The organism is Nocardia arthritidis, from assembly GCF_011801145.1.
GTDB lineage: Bacteria > Actinomycetota > Actinomycetes > Mycobacteriales > Mycobacteriaceae > Nocardia > Nocardia arthritidis_A.
The window spans coordinates 3027075-3044555 of record NZ_CP046172.1 but is presented as its reverse complement, the minus strand read 5'-3'; the positions used below and the strand labels follow the sequence as shown (position 1 = coordinate 3044555).

The 17481-nt window shown below is 69.2% G+C and carries 19 protein-coding genes; 6 read left to right on the top strand and 13 right to left on the bottom strand.

Features of this window, described 5'->3' with window-relative positions; all coding sequences use genetic code 11:
• Positions 1-12 precede the first annotated feature (12 nt).
• Positions 13-1548, top strand: coding sequence for an AMP-binding protein (locus F5544_RS13385; protein ID WP_167473500.1), 1536 nt, complete (start codon positions 13-15; stop codon positions 1546-1548).
• A gap of 22 nt (positions 1549-1570) precedes the next feature.
• Here F5544_RS13385 and F5544_RS13380 read toward each other — a convergent pair whose 3' ends face one another.
• From F5544_RS13380 to F5544_RS13340, 10 genes are all read right to left on the bottom strand, one after another.
• Positions 1571-1981 carry a hypothetical protein gene (locus F5544_RS13380; protein WP_167473499.1) on the bottom strand — a complete coding sequence of 137 codons (411 nt, stop codon included), beginning with the start codon at positions 1979-1981 and terminating at the stop codon, positions 1571-1573.
• Positions 1978-2226, bottom strand: a complete 249-nt coding sequence (locus tag F5544_RS13375; protein WP_167473498.1) for a hypothetical protein — start codon at positions 2224-2226, stop codon at positions 1978-1980. The genes F5544_RS13380 and F5544_RS13375 overlap by 4 nt, the downstream gene beginning before the upstream one ends.
• A 139-nt stretch (positions 2227-2365) precedes the next feature.
• Complete coding sequence (locus F5544_RS13370; protein ID WP_167473497.1) at positions 2366-2956, bottom strand: hypothetical protein; 591 nt, start codon at positions 2954-2956, stop codon at positions 2366-2368.
• Positions 2946-3227 carry a hypothetical protein gene (locus tag F5544_RS13365; RefSeq protein WP_167473496.1) on the bottom strand — a complete coding sequence of 94 codons (282 nt, stop codon included), beginning with the start codon at positions 3225-3227 and terminating at the stop codon, positions 2946-2948. The genes F5544_RS13370 and F5544_RS13365 overlap by 11 nt, the downstream gene beginning before the upstream one ends.
• A 17-nt stretch (positions 3228-3244) precedes the next feature.
• Positions 3245-3781, bottom strand: coding sequence for a hypothetical protein (locus tag F5544_RS13360; RefSeq protein WP_238847228.1), 537 nt, complete (start codon positions 3779-3781; stop codon positions 3245-3247).
• 47 nt (positions 3782-3828) lie between these two features.
• Entirely contained in the window at positions 3829-7902 is a 4074-nt protein-coding gene (locus F5544_RS13355) for an MFS transporter (RefSeq protein WP_167473495.1), read from the bottom strand.
• Positions 7903-8000: 98 nt separating this feature from the next.
• A complete protein-coding gene (locus F5544_RS13350) occupies positions 8001-8348 on the bottom strand; it encodes a hypothetical protein (protein ID WP_238847227.1) in 348 nt (115 codons plus the stop codon).
• Between the two features lie 325 nt (positions 8349-8673).
• The gene (locus tag F5544_RS13345; protein WP_167473494.1) at positions 8674-9474 is read right to left on the bottom strand and encodes an N-acetylmuramoyl-L-alanine amidase; all 801 of its coding nucleotides are present in this window, start codon (positions 9472-9474) and stop codon (positions 8674-8676) included.
• 29 nt (positions 9475-9503) lie between these two features.
• Positions 9504-9638 (bottom strand): hypothetical protein, encoded by a 135-nt coding sequence (locus tag F5544_RS47045; RefSeq protein WP_275107027.1) that lies wholly within the window; start codon positions 9636-9638, stop codon positions 9504-9506.
• A 219-nt stretch (positions 9639-9857) separates the two neighbouring features.
• Positions 9858-10478: a LysE/ArgO family amino acid transporter gene (locus F5544_RS13340; RefSeq protein ID WP_167473493.1), complete on the bottom strand. Its 621-nt coding sequence runs from the start codon at positions 10476-10478 to the stop codon at positions 9858-9860.
• A gap of 73 nt (positions 10479-10551) precedes the next feature.
• Between F5544_RS13340 and F5544_RS13335 the strand changes: the two genes are divergently transcribed.
• From F5544_RS13335 to F5544_RS13325, 3 genes are all read left to right on the top strand, one after another.
• Positions 10552-11424 (top strand): LysR family transcriptional regulator ArgP, encoded by an 873-nt coding sequence (locus F5544_RS13335; RefSeq protein ID WP_167473492.1) that lies wholly within the window; start codon positions 10552-10554, stop codon positions 11422-11424.
• 100 nt (positions 11425-11524) lie between these two features.
• Complete coding sequence (locus tag F5544_RS13330; protein WP_167473491.1) at positions 11525-12061, top strand: hypothetical protein; 537 nt, start codon at positions 11525-11527, stop codon at positions 12059-12061.
• A 160-nt stretch (positions 12062-12221) separates the two neighbouring features.
• Positions 12222-12794 carry an LppP/LprE family lipoprotein gene (locus F5544_RS13325; protein ID WP_167473490.1) on the top strand — a complete coding sequence of 191 codons (573 nt, stop codon included), beginning with the start codon at positions 12222-12224 and terminating at the stop codon, positions 12792-12794.
• On the opposite strand, the gene F5544_RS13320 is transcribed toward F5544_RS13325, so the two are convergent.
• From F5544_RS13320 to F5544_RS13310, 3 genes are all read right to left on the bottom strand, one after another.
• Positions 12795-13634, bottom strand: a complete 840-nt coding sequence (locus tag F5544_RS13320) for an alpha/beta fold hydrolase (protein ID WP_167473489.1) — start codon at positions 13632-13634, stop codon at positions 12795-12797. It lies immediately after the preceding gene.
• A 167-nt stretch (positions 13635-13801) separates the two neighbouring features.
• Complete coding sequence (locus F5544_RS13315; protein ID WP_167473488.1) at positions 13802-15136, bottom strand: HAMP domain-containing sensor histidine kinase; 1335 nt, start codon at positions 15134-15136, stop codon at positions 13802-13804.
• Positions 15133-15828 (bottom strand): response regulator transcription factor, encoded by a 696-nt coding sequence (locus F5544_RS13310; RefSeq protein WP_238847226.1) that lies wholly within the window; start codon positions 15826-15828, stop codon positions 15133-15135. Before F5544_RS13310 ends, F5544_RS13315 begins: the two co-directional genes overlap by 4 nt.
• Before the next feature lie 228 nt (positions 15829-16056).
• Here F5544_RS13310 and F5544_RS13305 point away from each other — a divergent pair, with 228 nt between their 5' ends.
• Positions 16057-16434, top strand: a complete 378-nt coding sequence (locus F5544_RS13305; protein ID WP_167473486.1) for a hypothetical protein — start codon at positions 16057-16059, stop codon at positions 16432-16434.
• 58 nt (positions 16435-16492) lie between these two features.
• On the top strand, positions 16493-17398 hold the full coding sequence (locus tag F5544_RS13300; protein WP_167473485.1) for a hypothetical protein: 906 nt from the start codon (positions 16493-16495) through the stop codon (positions 17396-17398).
• Positions 17399-17481 lie beyond the last annotated feature (83 nt).

The following is a 17481-nucleotide window of genomic DNA, read 5'->3' as shown; positions in this document are numbered from 1 at the left end:
TACCTTCGGGGCGTGACTACCCCGACCATCACCTGCGGCGGCCGGACGCGCACCCACGCGGCGGCACAGGATCGCGCCGGGCGGTTGGCCGCGGCGCTCGCGGCCGCCGGCGTCGCGCGGGGTGCGCGCGTCGTGGTGATGCTGCGCAACGATATCGAATTCCTGGAGATCTCCCTCGCGATCGCCGCCTGTGGCGGCAACCCGGTACCGGTGAACACCCGGTGGCAGCCCGCCGAGATCGAGCATGTGCTGCGGGACAGCGGCGCGCGAATTGTCTTCGCGCACACCGAATTCATCGACCGCGTCGAGACGGCCGCCGGCCGCGCCGATGCCGATCCGGCGGTGGTCGAGGTGGCCATGCCCGCCGAACTGGTCGAGGAGGCGGGCCTCGATCGGCAGCTGACCACCCCGACGGGGCGATACCCGACGCTGGAGCAGTGGATCGACGGACAGCCCGAACCACTCGGCCATCTCGACGGCGCGATCGCCGATTCGATGGGCCTGATCTACACCTCCGGCACCACCGGCGCGCCGAAAGGCGTACTGCGCGAACGTATGACGCCGCAGCAGCTGCTGTCCATCGCGGGCGCCACCGCACAGCGGATGGGCCTCGTGCCGGGCAGCCGGGTTCTGGTCGCGGGCCCGCTGTATCACACGAGCCCGAATGCCGTTGCGGTACTTGCCCTCCGGATGGGTGCGGAGATCACCATCATGCCGCGCTGGCGTCCCGAACGCTTTCTCCAGTTGATCGAGCGGCACCGCATCACCCAGGCCAAGGTGGTGCCGACGATGCTGTCGCGGCTGCTGTCCCTGCCCGCGCCGGTGCGGGCCCGCTACGACGTGTCCAGCCTGACCCACCTGGTGCATTCGGCCGCGCCGTGCCCGCCGTCGGTGAAGCGGGCCGCCATCGACTGGTTCGGCGACGCGCTCACCGAGTTCTACGGCTGCACGGAGGCGGGCACCATCACCTGGATCGGCGCGGCGGAGTGGCTGGCGCATCCGGGCAGCGTCGGGCGCGGGGCGGACGGTTCGGCGGCGGTGGTCGCCACCGCGGACGGAAAACCGTTGCCGCCCGGCGAGATCGGCCAGGTGTTCGTGCGCGGGGCCGACTACTGGCCCCGGTTCACTTACCTGCATCGCAACGGTGAAAACACAAGCCCGATACCGGATTTCATTTCGGTCGGGGACACCGGATATCTCGACGCCGACGGCTACCTGTACCTGACCGGCCGGTCCAGCGAGATCATCATTTCCGGCGGGGTCAATATCTACCCGGCCGAGATCGAGGCGGCGATCGGCGCGCTCGACGGGGTGGAGGACGTCGCCGTATTCGGGATACCGGATTCCGGAGATCTCGGGGAAATCGTTGCCGCCCATATTGTTTCGCGACCCGGTGCCGAGCTGACGGCCGCGGGCGTGCGCGGCTCGCTGACCGGATCGATCGCCGACTACAAGGTGCCCAAGGAGATTCGCGTGGTCGCCGAACTCCCCCGCGACGATTCGGGCAAGGTGTACAAGCGGCAGCTGCGCGCACTGTACACCGACTGAAGCGGTTACATACAGGGCGGATTCAGGGCAGCTGGTCCACGTCGGCGGCCGGTAGCAGCCGGGTGAGCAGTCCGGCCCGGTCGGTGGCGATGGGCCAGCCGCGGTTCACCCCCTCGATGGCGGCGTGCGCGGCCGAGAGCTGCCCGCGCACATCGTCGGAGACGGCGGCGAGCAGGGTGCCGCAGCGGGCCGCGACCACGTCGTTGAGGTCGGCGATCACCGTATTCGGCAGGGACAGTACGACATCCAGGATGTCCAGGCCGGAGCGCGGGATGCGCGCCCTCGCCTCACCGAGCACCGCGGCGGGCACGACGAGCACGCCGTGCGTGATGACGGTGCCCCAGATCACCGATTCCGGATACGGTTTGCGGCGACACGCGCCGATGAGCGCGGCGACGTCGAGTACGTATCCGCCGATCGCGGCGTATTTCACGCGGCGCCGTCGATCAGGTCGGGGCGCCCGAGCCTGCGCAATACCTTGGCCAACGCATCGGCGGGCGGTTTGGCGCCGAAGACCTCCTCCAATCGCGCCAGCGACACGTCACGGCCGATCCTGGCCCGCACCGATTCGGCGATATAGCCCGATACCGAGAGGATGCGGCCGTCCTCGGCCCAGCGCGTCAGCGTGTCCGCGAGTTCCGCGGGCATGGTGACGCTCACCTTCCTGGACTTGGCCATGCGGGAAGGGTAGCGCAAACATACCGGTTTCCCAGGCGTTTCCCCCGCCCGGTGTGGTTGGTTGCGGCACAGCGTGATTCGGTGCGGGCACGCGCGATCCCCGTGCCACGGGGGAGACACGGGGACCGGCGGACCGCACTCAGCTACCCACTTGCTGCACGGTCTGTATTCGGGCAGCCGGTTCCGGGAAAACAGACGAACAGGCCACACGCATGCGGTTCATCGCACCGTTCAGCGAGTCGAGCGCCGCGGACAGCGAATCGGTGACGCCCTGCGCGGGCCGCCCGCTGTCCAGCGCGGCGTTCAGGTCGCCGAGCGCGTCGTGCAGCCGCGCGCCCGCCTGCCCGACATCCTGATAGGTGTTGCGGATGAGCGGCGAATTCATCGTCGCCGTCGCGGGTTGGATACTCGCCGGGACCTGCGCCGCGAGCCGCATCCCTTGGCCGATACGGTTTTTCACATCGGCGAGGTCGCCGCGGGCCGATGCGGGCCCGATCCCGTTGAGCTGATCGGACAGTCCGCGGAAGGTGTTCTGCAGCCCGGAGATGGCTCGGCCACCCACTGCGCAGTCGACGGTGTCCGGGTCGCCCGCGCGGCTCTGCTGCGCCGACGGCCCCGTGCCCGCGCAGCCCGTCAACAGGGCGAGCCCGAGCACACCCAAGGCCAGGGCGGGCGCGCCGCGGACGAGTCGTCCGCGGCGCCCCGGCCGCACGATCCGGTCAGCCCGCATGGGTGATCACCGACAGGATCGCGTTCTGCGTTGCGGGCAGGAAGCCGATCGTCAACACCATCGTCATCCCGACCGCGGCCTGAATCGTGCGGTGCCGGTTCCACCAACCGATGGCACCGGTCCTGGTACGGGTGTTCCAGGCCACCGCGGGCGCCGCGGCGATTTCATTGCTGTCGTAGTACCCGTACCCGATCTGGTTGTCACCCAGCTCGAGCAGCCCGGCGAACGAGTCGACCGGAAGCCCGGAACCAACGTTGCGTGAATCGAACATGGCGCCAACTCCTTTCGTCAGGCTTCGATGCTGTTCAGCCAGGGCCGCATCAGCTCGTCGTATACCGCCTTGGTGAAATCACCGCGGCCGACCAGATCACCGAGCACCGCCGCAGTGACCGCCTGCCCGACCACCGTCACGGCGCCGAGCGAGCCGAGCGATTCGAACAGCCCGCTGAGATCGCCGTTCGACAGTCCGGAAGCGCCGGGCGAAACGGCCTGTCCGGCAATCATTCCCGCGACCTGCACATTGCGGGAGCGGCCGAACGACTTGGCGGTGGCGGTGGCGATGTTCAGCGGTTCGGTCTGCTGGGCCCCGCCCTGCAGACCCGCCAGCAGCCCGGCCAATCCGCCCTCCGCGCCGCCCTGCAGCCCGGAATAGCGCTGCTGCAGGAACTTCGACGCCTCGGCGTTCAACTTCTCCCGCTCGCCGGGGCGCAGTTGGCCCGAGCGTTCGATGATGGCGAGTACGTCGCGCCACTGCGGGCCGTAGAGGTACTCCAGGTGCATGGTCGCTTCGGTGGTGCCGACACCGTCCTGCATCGCGTGCGTCATGATCGTGCTCCTTTACCTGAGATGTGTTGGAACAGTGGGTATCCGGTTCAGACGGCGATGCTGACCAGTTGACGGGCGTCGTGTGTGACGCCGTCGGCCGCACCGTTTCCGGTGTACGGGATGTCCGCGTGAGCCACCGGATTCGCAGGCGCCGCACTGGCTTTCGGGCCCAGCGCCTGCTGGAGCGAGGTGATGAGCTGCTCCAGGCTCGGGTTGTCGGGAATGTTGTCGAGGAATTGCGTTCCGGTCGCCGCCGCACCGCCCGAGCCGAACGCGGGCACCGCGGCGCGGATGGCGGAGATGAGCCACACCCGCACCGGCGGGGTGAGCAGCACCAGCAATGCCAGGGCCAGGCCCAGCAGCACGGCGCCCGCCGTGAGCGCCACCGGAACGCTGACCGCGGCGGCCAGCGCCAGCACCGGAAGGGCCAGCAGCGCGACACCGCCCGCCACCGCGAGCGCCAGCAGCGGCAGCCCGACCGCGATGGCGATCGGAATGCCGATCGCCAGCGCCGCACCGAGCGCGAGCACCGCACCGGCCGCGAATGCCGCCAGCGCCACCGGAATTCCGATAGCCAGGGCGACACCGAGTGCGACGACGGCACCGGCAACGAATGCCGCGACCGCGAGCGCGGCCGCACCGAGCGCGGCGATGACCGCGCCGATGGCGAGCACCGGAAGGGCAAGCAGCGCAAGCGCTCCCACCGCGGCCAGCGCCAGCAGCGGCACGCCGATCAGCAGGGCCAGCGGAACGCCGACCACGAGCGCGGCGCCGACGGCCGCGACGATGCCCGCCACGAACGCACCGCCCACCACCGCGACGGCGGCCAGTGCGGCCAGACCGAGCAGCGGGATCGCGATCGCCGCCAGGACCGCGAGCACCGGCGGGCCGAGCACCACCGCGGCACCCACCGCCAGCACGGCGAGCGCACCGAGCGCGGCCAAACCGAGCAGCGGGATACCGATCACCGCGAGCACCGGCAGCGCGAGCAGCGCAAGAGCACCGACCGCGGCCAGCCCGAGGATCGGCAGCGCGATCGCGGCGAGCAGGAACAGCGATACGAAGCTCAGCGGCGCGGTGACCAGGAGCAGGGTCAGGAAAAGACCCTTCGCCGCCAAGGTGAGGCCGCCGAGCACGATCGCCGCCAGGATCGGCAGGCCGATCAGACCGAACAGCTGGATCGCGATGGCGGCGGCGGCCACCGTGAGTCCGGCCGCCAGCACGGGCGACCAGATGGCCGCGAGAGCCAGCGCGATGATCGGCATCAGTGCCGTCGAGACCACCGGCGCCAGCGGGCCGAAGATCAGGAACGGCAGCGTCAGCGCGGCGGCGAAGACGAATCCCGCCAACCCGACCGCGGCGGTGGCGATCACCGCGGCGATGCCGAGGGCGATCGCGATCACGTTGCCCGCCAGCAGGATTGCCCCGATACCGGCGCCGAAGACAATGCCGGTCGCGATGGCCAGAGCCATGATGGCCACGAACGCGACGGCCGCCACCGGGATGCTGACCAGCAGGAACGGCGGGAACACCGACGACACCGCGATGAAGGTGCCCAGCAGCAGGATGCCGAAGCCCACCCAGGATGCGATGAGGCCGAACCCGAGGAAGGCCACGAGCCCGGTCACCAGGCTGGAGACCACGGCCACCGTGCCGAGGGTGGCCAGCACGCTCAGCAACAGGCCGCCGAAGATCACCGGCAGCGCCAGCAGGGCCAGCGGCGGGTTCATGATGATCAACGCGAACGCACCCAGGGTCAGCAGGGCGAACGACGCCACGCCGATGGCCAGCCCACCGGCGAACACCGTCGCCGCGGCGGCCAGTCCGAAGGCGAGCACCGCCAGCGCGGCCGCGCCGCCGAAGAACCAGGTGAAGACCACGTTCGCCGCCGCGAGCGCGGCCAGCCCGGCACCGACGATGATCGCGAAGGCCAGGTCGGCCAACAGAATGATCGGAATCGCGTACGGCATGGTGATCATGAACACCAGCGAGGCGACCAGCGCGACGCCGGCCAGGTTCGCGATGCCGAACAGGATCAGGCTCGTGCACACGAACGTGAGCATCGCCCCGAAGGTGAACGCGCCGAACAGGAACACCAGGCCCAACGAGGCCGGGATGGCGACCAGTGCGATGAACAGCAGCGGTGCCAGCAGCGGCCCGATGATCGGCACGCCGATCATGATCGCGACCGTGGCGATCAGCCCGCCGGCGACGGCGAGCGCGGTCGCCGCCATGCCGAGGGCGCCGACGATCAGCGTCGCGGCCGACAACGCGGCCCAAACGACCACGTCGGCCGCCGCCAGAATGGTGCTGACCACCAGAACCAGTGCCAGCAGCACGGTCACCGCGGCCCCGCCGACAATGCCCAGCGCGACGAGCTCGACGAAGCCGAGCGCGGCCAAGATGGCACCACCGGCCAGTCCGACCGCACCCATCAGGATCACGGCGGCCGCACCGAGCGCGAGCAGGATCGGAATCGCGATCAGCCCGAACGGGGTGAACAGCGACAGCACACCGACCACCGCGAACACCGCGGCGCTCACCAGCGCGGCGATGCCGAGGACGCCGAAGAACGCGACGGCGACGCCGATTCCACCGAGCACCAGCCAGGCGAGCGCGGCGGTAAACGCGAGCGGTGCGATGATCAGGCCCAGGAACGGCAGGAAAATCGTTGCCAGCGCGGCGAATACGGTCAACAGAACGAATCCGGTGATCTGCACCGCCAGCCCGAGTGCCAGCACGACGACCGCCACCGCCGCGCCGCCGACCACCGCCGCCGCGAACAGGGCGAGGCCACCGGCCAGGATGAACGGTGCCAGCACCTGGAACGCGATGAAGGCGACCGGAAGCGCGATGATCAGCACCGGTATCGCGATCACCGCGAGCACCACCAGCACCGGGATGGCCAGCACGGCCAGGATCGCGCCGCCGATGACGAGCGCACCGATCACCAAGGGCGCCAACAGGAGCGCGCCGAGCACCACCGCGCCGAGGGCGAGCGCCCCGACGACCGCGATACCGCCGGCGAACAGCAGCGGCACGAGCGCGAACAGCCCGACCACCGGCAATGTCAGCAGGGGCAGCGCCGCATTGTGCCTACTGTCGCCGAGCAAACCCTGCACCTGATCGCGCAGCGTGGTCAGCACCGCGCCGATCGCGCCGACCGGATTCGAGGCGATGGCCAGCAGCGGCGCGAGGAAGCCGAGCACCGGGGCGAGGCCGTCGAGGTGCGGCGCGGCGAAACCGAGCACCGGCGCGACGAGCGCGGCCAGTCCGGGCGCGATGCCCGCCATCGGGTCGTTCTTGCCGACGGCCGGGCCGACCAGCAGGTCGCGCAGCGCCTGGGTCGGGTCGGGACCGTCCTTCGGGAAGCCGAAGACCGTGCGGGCCTGATCGATCAGATCGTCGATGGTCGGGTTCGCGCGCTCGCGGCGTGCGCCCGCGAGTTCGGTGGCCTGCTGGACGAAGCCGAGCAGATCATCGACCGGACCGCGCATCGGACCGTCGGGGAAGGTGGTGTTCGCCCAGCCCGCCAGCTGTTCCAGCGGCAGTTTGGCCACGGCGATCTGTGCGGCGGTCGCGGCGAGTTCGGCCACCGGGGTGGGGACCATACCGACGACCTGGTTCGCGATCGCCGCGGGCGAACCGGCGGGCGCGGGTGTGCCGCCGACGACCGGGGTGGTCGCGGGCTGGCCCGCCTGGGCCGGTTCGGGCCGCTGCATCGGTGCGGGCGCCTGTGGCGCGCCACCCGCCTGGAAGGCGTCGATGGCCGCGCCGACCTGGGAGCCGATGGGCGTCGGCGCGACGACCTGGGCCGCCGCCCCGAGCGCGCCGTTCAGCGCGGCCTGCTGGGACGGATCGAGCAACTGTCCGGCGACGGCGCCCGCGGTGCCGGGAAGCGTCTGGCCCACGGCCGCGCCCCGGTTCATACCGGGCGCCTGCGGGGATACCGGCGCCTGCTGGCCGTCCGGCGCCTCCGCGGCGGCCTGTCCGGCCATCATGACCGTGGCCATGGAGGCGAAGGTGGCGGCGGCGTACATGCCGCGGCGGGCGCGCTTGGCGTCCCTGCGGCATTTCGCCGATGCTTTGGTTTCTCGCGAACGTTCCATCACAACGCGCATGATTCGAGCCTTTCTTTGGGCTGCGAACGCGCCATCGCCCTGGGCTACCGCATTACGGGCATTCGGCGCGAAAAGGCAGAGCTGGGTCCGGAAAATGTTCAGGCCGGACCGTTTTCGCCCGGGGCACAGACCGCCCTGGACCAACCGCCATCCGACCCGATGGTCGGACCGATGTGGGTGTGTGCGATGCCGACGAGATCGCGGCACCGGATGAAGGCGTGCTGCCCCTGTCCGGAGCCCGGCTCACACTTCATGGTCATTTCGTTGGACACCGAGTAATCCGAGGAGCATCCCGGGATTTCCGGATCGGCGACCGCGCTCGGCGCAGCGATCAGAAGATCGGCCTGGGCCGCGAACAGCAACAACAGCCCGGTTCCACCGATAACGCCCGCGCTGATGCGCGGGGCCCGGCGTCCAACTTTTGCTGAAAGTTTGCCGAAGGTCATGGAGTAATCGTGGATTTGTCCAGAATCCTGGTCAACATAATGCAGATCACAATCGACCATATTCGCAGGTCAGCCGGTCCAAATTGGCCCACGAAGGGGTGCGTGGCGGCCAGAAAGCGTAAAAGAAGCTTTACTTACATGACCGAGTTGCCTATCCTTTGCGCGGACAGGATGTGAGAATCCCTATTTTCAGAGGAAAATCCGCGCCGGACCGGCAGGGAAGTGGACCTTCGAGAAATTCTCCCCAGTTATATAGGCTGACGATCAGCAATAAACTGGTCGTCCGTATAATTACTATAGAGTTTGCTAACAAGGCCGATTTTTGTCAACCCAGATAAGCGGTGATACCGGCGGCGATGGCCGCCGCGATGCGGGCGCGGCCATCCGGGGATTCGAGCAGCGCCGCATCACCGGGATCGCGCATATTCCCGCATTCGACCAGCGCGGTGGGTCGCTCCGACAGATTCAGCCCGGCCAGATCGGCCCGTGGATCGAGTCCGGCCGAGCCGACGTAGCTCGACGTCGCGAAGCCCGCGCCGACCATGGTGTCGCGCAGCGTGTTCGCCAGCCGGACCGACGGTTCGCCCTGCGCCGCGTTGAGCGGCGGCGCGGAATAGGCGATATGAAAGCCGTGCGCACCGGCGCCATCCGCGCCGTCGGCGTGAATGGCGACCACCGCCGCCGCGTCGCCGCGGTTGCCGATGGCGGCCCGCTCGTCGACGCATGGACCGACGCCGGAATCGTCGTTCCTGGTCATGACGACGCGCAGGCCGCGCGCGGTGAGCAGATCCCGCACCTGTTCGGCGACCGCCCAGTTGAACGCGTGCTCCGGATAGCCGTCCCTGGCCGAGGTGCCGGTGGTATTGCACGCCTTGGTTTTTCCGCGACCGTCGGGGACCTGCCGATTGATCGCCGCCGGATTCGCGCCGTTGCCGCCGTTGTGGCCGGGATCGAGCACGACAACCCGCTGCGCGGCGACCGGAGTGAACGACGGCGCACCGGCGGTTGAGGACGGCGCGCCGGTGGGCGGCGGGTTCGGCGGTTGCGCCGCCTCACCCGCGCAACCGCCGAGGAGCGCGCCGGACGCGGCGATCACCAAACCCGCTCGCGGCAAACAAAATTCCATGGCCCCACCGTAGGCCACCCCGGGGCAGGTCACCGCCCGAGAAGTAGTTCCGAACCGAAATCGTCACGCTCGCAATCTATTTCGCTATTGCGCCGGGAGCGCATCACCCACGCCGCCATGACCGCGATGACGGCCACGCACAGCACCAACGACCGACTGTTCACCGGCGACCACCCCGCACCGAATCAACCAACCCCGAACCGATCCCATCATCCGATGGATCCCCACTGAGCGTGCTCCTCCCGGGCAAAAGCATTGCCGTCACCCATCCGGAACGGACGGGCATGCGGTTGTCGGGCACGAAACTAGCGCACCGCGGCGAAACTGTCGCGACGCGATTCACAGGTTCGAAGTGAGCGCGCCGCGGGCCGCACACCGAATGTTCACCGCGACAGCAGCAGACCGACGGCGAGGGTGAGCATCACCAGCGCGATGAGCGAATCGAGGATCCGCCAGGCGATCGGCCTGGCGAACAGCGGGCCGAGCAGCCGCGCGCCGTAACCGAGGCCGGCGAACCACAGCACGCTGGCGGCCATCGCCCCGAGACCGATGAACCAGCGGTCCTGACTCGCGTGCCCGTTGGCGAAGGAGCCGAGCAGCAGCACGGTGTCCAGGTACACATGCGGATTGAGCCAGGTGAGCGCCAGGCAGGTGGCCACGGTCGCACCGAGCGCCATGGTCGCCCCCGCGTCGGCGATAAGCGCCGAATTCGCGAAAGCCCTTCGCGCGGCAAGGAATCCGTACCCGGCCAGGAACGCCGAGCCCGCGTAGCGCACCAGCACCAGCACCGCGGGCACGGCGGCGACCACCGCACCGAAGCCGCCGATACCCGCCGCGATCAGCACGATATCCGATACCGCGCACACCGCGACCACCGCGAAGACGTGTTGCCCGCGCAACCCCTGACGCAGCACGAACGCGTTCTGCGCGCCGATCGCCACGATCAGCGACAGCCCGAAACCCAAACCCGAGACGGCCGCAAGTACCGCCGATGAAGCCGTCATGCCATCGAACCTACGGCCGTAAACGATCGGCAGGCAAACTAAATATTCTTAACTATCATTAGAATCTCTGAATATGGATCTGCAATTCGACCAGCTCCGCGCGCTCGACGCCGCACTCACCGAGGGCACCTTCGAGGCCGCGGCGCGCAGGCTGCGAATCACCCCGTCGGCGCTGAGTCAGCGGATCAAGGCGCTGGAAGACGCGGCGGGCCGCATCCTGGTGCAGCGCACGAAACCGGTGCGCGCCACCGAATCCGGGCTCGCCGTACTGCGCATGGCCCGGCAGGTCGCACTGCTCGCCGAGGACACCGCGAGGGAGCTCGGCGATAACGATCGCCCCACCGACCGGCCGGTCCGCGTCCCCATCGCCGTGAACGCCGACTCGCTGGAGACCTGGGTGCTGCCCGCGCTGGCGGCCGCACCCGCCGGGGTGTGCTTCGAAATCCACCGCGAGGACGAGGAGCACACCACCCGGCTGCTGCGCGATGGCACCGTGATGGCGGCCATCACCTCGACGGCCGAGCCGGTGCAGGGCTGCCGGGTGCGCAGGCTCGGCGCGATGCGCTACCGCCCGGTGGCGAACCGGGAATTCGCCGACGCCTGGTTCGCCGATCGGCCCGCCGCCCGGGCATACGCCACCGCGCCGGTGGTGCTGTTCGACCGCAAGGACGATTTACAGGATCGCCAAATCCGCAGGCGGACAAGGCATCCCGTCGATCCGCCGCGACACTATGTGCCGTCGTCGGCCGGATTCGCCGCGGCGGTGCGGCTCGGGCTCGGCTGGGGCATGCTGCCGGACGCCCAACTCACCGCCGACCTCGTCCGGATCGACGGGGATTCGCATATCGACGTTCCGCTGTACTGGCAGCAGTGGCGGTTGGACTCCCCCGCGCTCACCGGCGTCGCCGCCGCCATCGCCGCGGCCGCCGCCGAATCACTGGGCTGAGCCGGGCGCGCCGGGCGCGCCGGCTTACCGGATCACCGCCCCGCAGCGGGATAGACTGCCGCGACCTGCGGTTTGGCTTGTGCGAATCGAGGAGGACCCGATGCTCGAGGTGTTCCGGTGCGCAACCCGCGGCGCGGCCGCACTGGCCACGGCCGGATATCTATGCGCGGCGGCCGCGGTCGCGGGCGGTGCGAGCCCGGCCGACAATCTGGTCGCCGATCCCGACTTCGCGAACGGCCTCGGCCGGTGGTCGGCCCACATCTACAATGCGACAACGGATTCCGTCGACGGCCGCACCGCGGCGCGCACCGGCGACAACGGCTACGTCGGCCAGGATGTCGGGGTGGTCACCGGCGGGCGCTACATCTTCTCGGTGCTGGTCTGGGCCGACCCGAGCGGCGGATCGGTGCTCGCCATCGCACTGGACGGGCCGAACGGCATCCCCTACGTCAGTCAGCAGGTCGGCTCTTCGACGCCGACGGTGGTCAGCGGCACATTCACCGCGACGAGCCCCACACTGTACGTGGCCTGCCAGTCCACCGGCGGCGCCGGCGGCTGGTGCACCGATTTCAGCGTCGTTCCGGCGACCGGGCCCGCGACGAATACCGGTTCGGCGAGCAGCGGCTCGGCGCATTGATCCGCTCTGTTCACTGAACGTCCGGCCCGTTCCCGGAATCCCCTCCATCCCGGGAACGGACCACCGTGCACGGAACCCCCGTCCGGCGGATCATTGCTTGCGAACACGATGACGCGGGGTCGATCAGGTCGGCGGCAACCGCGGAAGGGATTATCGAATCATGTTGCGTTGCACGGTGATCGTGGCAGCGATTCTGCTCGGCGCCGGCCAACTCGCCGGTTGCGGTTCGGCCGGTGAACCGGCGAAACCGGTCAAGACCAACAGACAGGCTCCGGTGGCCGCGCCGCCCGGATCCACCGCCGCGGCATCGCAATCCGGGCAGCCGGGGCAGCAGTGCGGGGTGAACCTCGGCTCGCCCATCGTCAGATCCGCCGTCTCCCGACTACCCGCCGAGTCGGTCACCGGCGCCCGGTGGTCCACCGAATCACGCTCGTATACAGGCGATTTCGATACATGCGCGACGCTATCGGTCGCCATCGTGCCGATCGAGAAGGCCACCGCCAGCTCACCGGAACACGCACTGCTCTTCCACAAGGGCGAATACATCGGCACCGCGACCCCGAAGGCCTACGGCTTCACCGCATTCGACCCCGAACACACCACGGACGAGACGGTCGGGCTCACCTACAAGACGCCCGGCAGCTGCGACGCCTGCCCCGACGGCACCTACACCCACGTCCAATTTCGTTGGGACGGAACGCATGTGCAGATGATCGGGGCGCCGCCGTCCTGATCAGAGGAAGGCGCGCAACCGGTCCACCAGCACCTCCGGGCGCTCCTCGGCGATGAAGTGGCCGCAGTCCGGGATCGGGCCGCCCTGCACGTCGTCGGCGTACTTGCGCCAGATATCCAGTGCCGGAAGCTTTTCCAGGAAGCTGCCGGAACCCCAGAGGGCCAGCACCGGCTGCCGCAGCGACCGCTCGGCATCGGCGTCGTCGTGTTCGGCGTCCAGTTCGGCGGCGCGGTAGTCGTCGAATCCGGCGCGCAGCGCGCCCGGCACGCTGAAGGCGCGGATGTATTCGTCGACGGCTTCCTCGGTCAACCCGTGCCTGTTCACCGTCCAATGTTCGAAGAAGTACCGCAGATAGCCGGAAATATTCTGTCCCACAAGCAGTTCCGGCAGATCCGGCTGGAGGTGGAACAGCCAGTGGAAATAGCGGCGCGCGATATCGGCGTTCATCAGCCGCCACACCTCGCGGGTGGGAATCACATCCAGCACCGCCAATTTGGTGACCTGATCGGGACGATCGAGCGCCCACCGGTGCGCGACTCGCGCACCGCGATCGTGCCCGACCACCGCCGCGGTCCGCACGCCGAGGTGTTCGAGCAGGCCCGCGATATCCGCGGCCATGGTGCGTTTGTCGTAGCCGCCGACCGGTTTGTCGGTGCGGCCGTAGCCGCGCAGATCCGGCGCGATCACCGTATGCGTCGCGGCCAGGTCGGGCGCGATCCGGTGCCAGCACAGTCCGGTCTGCGGCCAGCCGTGCAGCAGCACCAGCGCGGGGCCGGATCCGCTGATCCGGTAGTGAACGCGAATTCCGTTCACCGAGGCAACACCTAGTTCTTCGGCCATTTCGCCACTCTCATCGGTCGGGGACGAGGCACGGCATCCCGGTGGACGCCGCATGGCCGAGAGTCTGCCCCGGCGATTCGCATCGGTCTTGTAGAAATTCACTCCCCGGCTAGGCTGCGTCCTCGAAGTTCGGCCGGATGCGCCGGATGGGACTTCGAGGACGCGCCCTAGGTGCGCCGGAGCAGCCCGGTGCGGCGCGGTCGATCCTGCGGTGGCAGCCGGAAACCGACCCGCCCGCCCGGCCCCGGCTCGGCGAAGACGCTGCCGCCGTGCGCCGCGACGATATCGGCGACGATGGCGAGCCCGAGTCCGGATCCCGGGGTGCCCTGGGTGGCGGCGGACCGGTAGAAGCGGTCGAAGACGGCGGTGGTGTCGGCGGCCGCGATACCGGGTCCGTCGTCGTGCACCGCGAGTTCGGCGCCCCGGATGACGATGCGAACCGGCGTATCCGCCGGGCTGAACTTGGCGGCATTACCGATCAGGTTGTCCACGCAGCGGGCGATGGCGCGCGGCCGGGCCCGCACCGGCAGCGGCTCCGCCGCGGTGACGGTGATGGTGCGGCCGGTGCGCATGCGATGGTTCGCGGCACAGTCCTCGGCCAGCTCCGGCAGATCCACCGGCACCGGCTCCTCGGCGGTGTGCTGGTCGGTGGCCAGCTCGACGAGCTCGGCCACCAGGGTGTCGAGTGCGGCCGACTCCTGGACGAGCACGGAAAGCACCTGCCGCTCGTCGGCAGGGTCGAGCCTGCCGCGGGCGCGCTGCAGCAGTTCGGCGCTGCCGCGGATGGAGGTGAGCGGGGTGCGCAGCTCGTGGCTGGCGTCCTGCACCAGGCGGTGCTGCTGGTCCCGCGACCGGCGCAGCGCGGTCAGCATGGCCGCGAAACTTCCGGTGAGCCTGCCGATTTCGTCACGGCCCGCCTTCGGCAGCGGGGTCGTCAGATCGTTGGTGGCCGCGATGTGTTCGGTCGCGGTGAGCAGTCGCCGCACCGGGCGCAGGATGCGGCCGATCGCCAACCAGCTCAGCAACGCCGACACCGCGACCGCGAGTGCGGTGATTCCGCCTGTGCGCCAGAAGAATTCGTTCTCGATCCGATCGGATATCGCATACCGGTGACCGACCATGATCGCGCCGCCGCCCTGGCGCGGTTTGGTCAGGGTGCCCCACGGCTCGCCGTCCAGCTCGATATCGGCCGCGGCCGTGCCGATTCCGGTGTCGGCGACGGCGCGGTCGGCGGCCGATACCGGCAGCGCGGCCGCGCCCGGGGTGAGCGGGCGGACCGAGCCGTCGGGCAGCAGCAGTTGTTCGGTCATATCGGAGCGCGGCGGCAGCGTCCGGCCGGTATCGAGCAGCGCCGACACCGCGTCGAGACGGTCGTTCAGTCCGCGATCGAGTTGGTCCGCGACCAGGTCGCGGACGCCGCGATAGGAGCTGGCCATGGTGAACGCGATCGCCGCGACGGCGACGACGATGACGACGAGGGTTATCCTGGCGCGCAACATCATTCGGCTCGGATGGTGTAGCCGACGTTGCGGATGGTGTGGATCAGCCTCGGCTCGCCGCCCGCCTCGGTCTTGCGCCGCAGATAGCCGATGTACACATCCAGCGACCGCGAATCGGTGGCGAAGTCGTAACCCCAGATGTGCTCGTAGATCGCGTTGCGGCTCAACACGATTCGCTCGTTGCGCAGCAGCAGCTCCAGCACGTCGAATTCGGTTCTGGTGAGTTCGATCGGCCGCTCGCCGCGGCGCACCTGTCTGGTGGCCGGGTCCAGGACCAGATCGCCGACCGCGAGCGTGCCGGGATCGGCGTCGAATACGCTGCGCCGCAGCAGCGCCCGCAGCCGGGCCAGCAGTTCGTCGGCGGCGAACGGTTTGGCCAGATAGTCGTCGGCGCCCGCATCGAGTCCGGCGACTCGGTCACCGACCTGATGTCGCGCGGTGAGCACCAGAATCGGCAGCCGGTCGCCGCGCCTGCGCAGACTCCGGCACAGCGACAGGCCGTCGAGGCGCGGCATCACCACATCGACGACGGCCAGATCCGGGCGCTGCTTTTCCAGCAGCTCCAGCGCCTCGATGCCGTCGGCGGCGAGATGTACCCGGTAGCCCTCGAAACGCAGCAGTTGGTCCAGCGTGCTGCGGACATGCGGATCGTCCTCGACCACGAGGACCGAGGCCGGGGAGTTCGGAGTGCTCACCGCGTCATTGTTGCCGGGTGGTAGCGATAATGCCGGTACCGGATCGTTCATTTCGTGACCGCCGTCACCATCGGCTGCGTTTTCGTCATAGGGCAACCCTGTCCGCGCCGCGACAACGGCCGGTTAGCCGAATGACAAAGGCAGGTAAGAATCCAGTTCTGACCTCCCTTTGCCACTGCTTTGCACCCGCCCCGACAACCGGGCCCGAGGCTGGTTTCCGGTGTTGTGGTGAAAGGAGTTCGGAGAACGCGCAGGAAGATCCTGGGGTCGCTGTGCACCGCGCTGCTGACGGCGCTTCTGGTCGTCGGATGCGGTACCGCGGAACCCGCGGCTGCCGACCGGTGCCCGACGGTGTCCGGGCACGAGATGGAGTGCGGCACGGTGACCAGGCCACTGCTCGCGGACCAGCCGGACAACGTGCACGACGCGCTGGTCGACGGCGATCGCATCGCCGCGCACTACATACTCTCCGGCACCATGCGCGACAATGCGGTCATCCGGACCGAGATCTGGATGTTCGGGCGGCTGGCGCCCGACGGCCGAGTGCTCGGCATCGACCAGATCACCCGCACCGTGCCGGAATCCCCGGGCACCGCGCTCAAATAAAGCGGCTGGCCGGGATCGCGCATTCCCTGGACAATTGATGGTGGCGAGGAGGAGCGCCATGTCCTGGGAAACGATTACCGACGCACTGGATCGGATCGCCGGACGAGGTACCCGCAGCGGCGACTGGCTGCGCTACCTGTGCCCGGTGCACGAGGGCGACGGCCGCAGGCATCATCCGTCGCTCGGGGTGATCTACAACCGGCAGCGCGGCAAGACCGTGGTCCGCTGCTTCGCCGGATGCCCCGACGAAATGGTGCTGGAGCGGCTCGGGCTCACGGTACGAGACCTGTACGACCAGCCGGGCGCGCATCCGGTGGCTCGTACCTCGGCCCGTACCGGCGAGCGGTCCCTGGTCGATCGAGCGCTGCTCGCCGCGGGCCTGCCGCTCACCAGCCACCGGACCGATCCCGGCCGGGCGCTCGGCCCGCCGCGCATGGTGGCGCGGTACTTCTACCGCGATCCCGGCGGGCGGCCCGTCGGCATGGTGGTGCGCATGCACACGCCGCACGAATCCGGCAGGTCGAAAACCTTCTGGCAGGCCAGGATGACCGAATCCGGTTGGCGGCCCGGTGGATTCGCACCCATACCGTTCCTGTTGCCGGGCCTGCTCGCGGCCGTCGCGAACGGCGTCGACATCTATGTCTGCGAGGGCGAGGAGGATGTCCGCACCGCCGACCACGCCGGGCTCACCGCCACTTGCAACGCCGGTGGCGCGCTCAATTGGCAACCGGCGCACGCGAGTTGGTTCCGCGGCGGGCGGCGGGTGCTGATCGTCGCGGACCGTGACGCCCCCGGATACCGGCACGCCGCCCGGGTCGCCGCGACGCTGCGTCCGCTGGTCCGCGATATCCGGATCCTCCAGGCCCGGGACGGCAAGGATTTCACCGAACATTGCGACGCGGGCCACGAGATCGCCGAACTCGATCCGGTTCCGGTGCTCGACAACCACTTTCGGCTGCCATAGCGGCACGATTCGGGTCACTCGGATTGCCGAATTACGGTCCGCGCAACGTATTGCCCGCTATGCTCGAGTCGCGCCGACCGGAT